This window comes from Mesorhizobium sp. WSM4809 (assembly GCF_055811655.1).
The window spans coordinates 1-4,760 of sequence record NZ_JBVVQW010000044.1; the positions used below are offsets into that span (position 1 = coordinate 1).

Genomic DNA, 4,760 nt, shown 5'->3' on the forward strand with positions numbered 1-4,760 from the left:
GCGCGCTGATCTGCCCGGCTCTTGCCGGACAGCGCGGCGACCAAGCCGTCAGCTACACCACTCCCTGGGACACGATCTCGCTGCATTCGAGCCTATTGGGGTTTCATGCTGCGTATGTGAGAGAATGGATTGCATCCAACGCACCATTCCGCCGGTTAGGGGCAAGAATTCAGTCGATCACCACCGACGTGGTGAATTGTCTGGGCGCGCAACGTCTTCAGCCAGAATCGTCCATTACCTGGGCTCCCGAGCTGGCGCCTGATGGTGCCGGTCACCTGCGTTTGCAGGACAAGGTCTTGAAGCGGGCTGCTTTAGACGTGCAGTTTTCAGATGGCATTTGCAGATCGGCGCCTTGAAGCAGGCGGAAATCGACGCCGTCATCGGGCGAGCGCGCTTCCGCACCTCCGAAGCGCCCGAGATGTGTAGGATCGGACTACAGCACTATTTCCCGGAGCGCCGATGTTGCCGTACCAGAAATACAGGATGGCGTGTACCTGCCTCGCGACCTCCTCCGTCGTGTTGCAGGCTGTGCTAATTTGGTCCGGGTCGTGAAGCGTCCAGAGCGAAGATGCTGGGTCCAACTAGGGTGATTGGGGGCCTCACTGCTTCAGTCTTCCACGGCTCCTTTGAGCTCGCACAGAGATCGACCAGGCGCTACCGGCTGAGTTCGCCGAGTCGAGTTCTTCGAAAATGTCGACGTGAGACACAGCGCTAGCAGAGCAACAGCGCTGTTCTCCAATGGTTCTCTCATTTGGCACGACACATGCAAGGCTATCCGCAAACGTGGTGCGGCAGGAAATGGGGAGAAATCATTCCATGATCACGCTCGCGAACATGTGGTCGCTGCCGCCAAAAAATGATCTTATGCGCGCCGAACGGGAAAATTTGCGCCCTTTTCCTGACATCACTCTTCGGTATCCGCGTGACCGCGTTCGATCCGACCTCACGAAAAAAAATGATGCACCAAATCACACTGAGGATACGGAATACAAGCATCTCATCTATGAGGTGGACACCGAACAGGTCTGTTGGCTTACGCAGAACCGGCCTGATGTGATTAACTTTATGAACGACCGCATGCTCGCAACTTAGGGCGGGTCTACATCGCACTGACCGTGATAACATGTGAATGTAGTTGTTATCCGAGGTGCTGGCTGCGGATTCTGCGGCGGTCATCATCTCGAAGAGGAACAATCGGACAATGGCTCGTCCATTACGAATATCGCCTTAGATTTATTCGCCGGTTCGAGGAATTCACAACTGGGTTATCGGAAAGGGTCATAGCGTCTGTCATAAGTATGCCATCGACTAGGGGTCGAACTTTCACTCTTTCGCGATGAGTCCATCGTCACTTCGGACACTCGGATGGGCTACGGCCAGGTTCGCTACGCCAGCCATTGCATGTTTATGCCCTCGCTTGTGAACGTAAAGGCAACGAAGGATTTTCTGCTGACCGGCCGGGAAGTTTCCGGCACCGAAGCCATGGGATTGGGGCTGGCCCGAGGTTGTGGCCCCTGAGGAACTACACGAAGCCACCCGTCGGAAAGGAGCGCCATGGCGCAAAAGCCGCGCGAAATGCAGCGGATGATGTATCTCAACGGCATTTAAGAATTGCAAGCGATGCGACGGACTACCACCGAGCTGGTTGTAGGATCCAACCCGTCCCTGAGCAGGTACGCAAGTGCGTTCTGCGAGTGTGAGAGGCTTCTTCGTAAGGGAACGTTCGGTGGCTATGTAGCGCGGCGAAGCCTGTGAGCGTGATCAGATTCCTCGGAAAGATTCCGAGAACGAGGCACGGAGCGACCACAGGCGTCACGCTCGGCGCCCGCAATCGCTCAGATCGCGACGGGTAACATGAAAATAGCCCGGCCTGTGGCCGCGGCTTGCTGGAGCTGCAAGCCGCTTCGACGGCCAATTCCGCGTCCACAATGCCGGACGAGTCAGGCTGCGTTTGCGAAAGAGCCAGAGTTACTAAAGCTGGGTAGACTAGGACCACTAAAGGAGCGCAGTTTCCATGAAGATCATCGCTATCACGACGTGGCAACTCGATCTGCCTCTTGCAAGGCCGTATCGGCTGTCGGGTGGCCGCCTGAAGTTCGAAACACTCGACAGTACCTTCGTTCGAGTTGATACCAATGCGGACGTGTCTGGTTGGGGGGAAGGCTGCCCTTGGGGCAACACCTATTTACCCGGCCATGGCCCAGGGATCAGGGCGGGCATAACGACATTAGCGCCCTCATTGCTGGGGCAGGACCCGAGATCCCTTGAAGCGATCAATCGGGCAATGGATATAGCGCTTCCCGGTCACCTGTATGTGAAATCGGCGATCGATATGGCGTGCTGGGACATCTTGGGAAAAGTCACCGGGCTTCCGCTATGGCGATTATTCGGTGGAGCTGAGGCAGAGCCGGTTGCAGTTAACTCTTCGATTTCCACCGGCACTAGCGACGAGATGATCGCACTCATAAGAGATGCATATTCACAGGGCTATCGTTCACACTCAGCCAAGGTAGGAGGTAGCGATCCCACCGCGGACATTACGCGAATTAAGGCGATTGAAGCGGCGCTAAAACCGGACGAGAAGGTTACCTACGACGTGAACCGAGCTTGGCTGCCAGCGGTTGCAATCCAGGTGCTGAACAACGTGTCCGTTCGTGGTTGGATCGAGCAGCCTTGCGACACCCTGCAGCAATGCGCCCAGATTGCTCGACGAATAAAACAGCCAATCATGCTCGATGAGTGCCTCCATACTTTTGAGGACCACCTGCAGGCTTGGCGCTTGGGTGCCTGCGAGGGCGTCAAGGTGAAGCCCAACCGAGTGGGCGGTCTGACCAAGGCCCGGCAGATACGGGATTTCGGTGTCTCGGTGGGATGGCAGATGCACGTTGAGGACCTAGGCGGTTCGGCATTGGCAGATACTGCGGCAATTCATCTCGCATCATCGACCCCTGCCGACAACAGGTTGGCCAGCTGGCTCTGCCATCATCACCTTGCGGTCGACCCCGTCCGCGGCCAAGGAGCCAGGAACATCGATGGTTTTGCTGCGCCGCCGACTGCGCCTGGACTTGGCGTCGAGCCGGACGTCGCCGCACTTGGGATCCCGGCATCGATTTTCAAGTACAAGGAGGCATTATGACCCCCGAAGATGACCCGGCATGGTGGATTCGATAAACTCGAGTTACGATCGGATTGGCCGGCCACGGAACCTGCTCTTGGACAACTTGGGGCTGCGGCCTGGATAGCACGGCGCCGAGGGAGCATGGTACTCAGACACTGTTGAACAGGGCGCTGGTCCCCTGCGCCTACTCGATCCTGTGTCGACGTGAACGTCATATGAGGTTAGCTTGACCACGTCAGCCTGGACACGGCCAACCGATTTGCGGATATCAACATCAAGATGAGGCAGGAGGCGTTTGAGGTCCATCAGGTGCCTTCGACTTTCTTTCGCGGGGACCGCACCGTGTGGCCGGGATGGTCAGCATCACTGCGGCTCGTGGTACAAAGTCGCGCGGGACCGGCGCTGGAGCGCCGCACCGGCCATAAACCAGATGTAGCCCTATTCATCGTTGTGTCACGCGCGGTATCCTGCCACAACAGCGTCAACGTCACGCCCGTGCGCTTCACCTCGCGCGAGATGATAGACCAATCGGGCTAGACCGGCGAAACAAGAAGCCGCTCGCGCGATGCGTGGTCGGATGATCGGCGCGGCAGCGGTCTGAGATGCCAGCCTGACGCGCCCGCAACAAATAGGTCGAAACCGAAGTCTTCAGACTTCAGCCGCTTCCCACACTGAGCACCGAGAGGCGTAGGATTCATAGGTCTTCACCTCGTTCGTCTCGCTTGGATTTTCTCAATCGACGATGAAAGGGGCAAAATGCTAAGGAGGGGCGAAAGACGACGGTATTTGAACCCAAATTGGGAAAGCGGAGATCACTATTCCGTAATACTCAAATCGGGTCTCTGCAAATTTGTTTAGCTGAATCCGCCCGCGAATTTTCTGAGACTCGAGGGATAGCTCGACGACGAGGCCAACTAAGGCGGATTCGTCCATGGTATTCGGTTGGTCATAGCCGCTGCAGGCTTTCCTCTCCCCATCGATTTGCCAGATTGTGTAGTTTAGCGAACTTTGAGCCGCATTTGTCGTATATATTAAACCAAGACTGCGCAGTGCAACGATTTATAATATATATTTTATCTTTGTCGCCATGCTCTGGGTGTATAGCTACTTAATAGGCAGACTAGATCTCTGCCTTCGTCAAATCGTGGCTTGTAAAAGGAAGTCCCGTGTCCAATGTAGATTCTCGGGGAAGTGATGTGCGTATCACCCGCCTCCAAAAAACCGAACGGATCGGATTCGTTGGTAGCGGAAGCATGGGACGACCGATGATCGCCAAGCTTTTGAAAGCCGGCTATCCGGTAAACGTCTATGACGTTGATCCCGCAGCCGCGGGAGACGTGGTCGAAAAGGGAGCCCGGTGGCATGATGCACCACGCGAAGCGGCCCGCGATTGCGAAATTGTGATCACCTGCCTGCCGCTGCCGTATGACGTGTTTGACAACATGACAGGCGAGCAAGGCGCGTTGGCCGGAATGGCACCCGGGAGCGTGTGGATCGATATGTCCACGACCGACTACCACAAGACGGTCGAGATCGCCCGTCGGGCGGCAGCAATTGGGGTGGACTCGCTAGAAGCACCCGCGAGCAACTTGTCCCACATGGGGGTCGATTTCGCCAATGTCAGCTTCTTCGTCGGCGGGCC

At 56.5% G+C, this 4,760-nt stretch carries 5 protein-coding genes; all 5 read left to right on the forward strand.

Features of this window, described 5'->3' with window-relative positions; translation table 11 throughout:
* The first annotated feature begins 94 nt into the window (after positions 1–94).
* Complete coding sequence (locus tag AC0L24_RS33655; RefSeq protein WP_473565055.1) at positions 95–262, forward strand: short-chain fatty acyl-CoA regulator family protein; 168 nt, start codon at positions 95–97, stop codon at positions 260–262.
* 554 nt (positions 263–816) lie between these two features.
* Positions 817–1,092: a hypothetical protein gene (locus AC0L24_RS33660; RefSeq protein ID WP_473565051.1), complete on the forward strand. Its 276-nt coding sequence runs from the start codon at positions 817–819 to the stop codon at positions 1,090–1,092.
* Between the two features lie 273 nt (positions 1,093–1,365).
* Positions 1,366–1,518: a hypothetical protein gene (locus tag AC0L24_RS33665; RefSeq protein ID WP_473565052.1), complete on the forward strand. Its 153-nt coding sequence runs from the start codon at positions 1,366–1,368 to the stop codon at positions 1,516–1,518.
* 496 nt (positions 1,519–2,014) lie between these two features.
* Positions 2,015–3,136, forward strand: a complete 1,122-nt coding sequence (locus tag AC0L24_RS33670; RefSeq protein ID WP_473565053.1) for a mandelate racemase/muconate lactonizing enzyme family protein — start codon at positions 2,015–2,017, stop codon at positions 3,134–3,136.
* A 1,247-nt stretch (positions 3,137–4,383) separates the two neighbouring features.
* A partial coding sequence (locus AC0L24_RS33675) for an NAD(P)-binding domain-containing protein (protein WP_473565054.1) occupies positions 4,384–4,760 on the forward strand: 377 nt, incomplete at its 3' end.

What these genes read in the sequence shown, in the direction of transcription:
- AC0L24_RS33665 (WP_473565052.1), top strand. Translation starts at nt 1,366, where the DNA reads ATGGGCTACGGCCAGGTTCGCTACGCCAGCCATTGCATGTTTATGCCC.
- AC0L24_RS33670 (WP_473565053.1), top strand. Translation starts at nt 2,015, where the DNA reads ATGAAGATCATCGCTATCACGACGTGGCAACTCGATCTGCCTCTTGCA.
- AC0L24_RS33660 (WP_473565051.1), top strand. Translation starts at nt 817, where the DNA reads ATGATCACGCTCGCGAACATGTGGTCGCTGCCGCCAAAAAATGATCTT.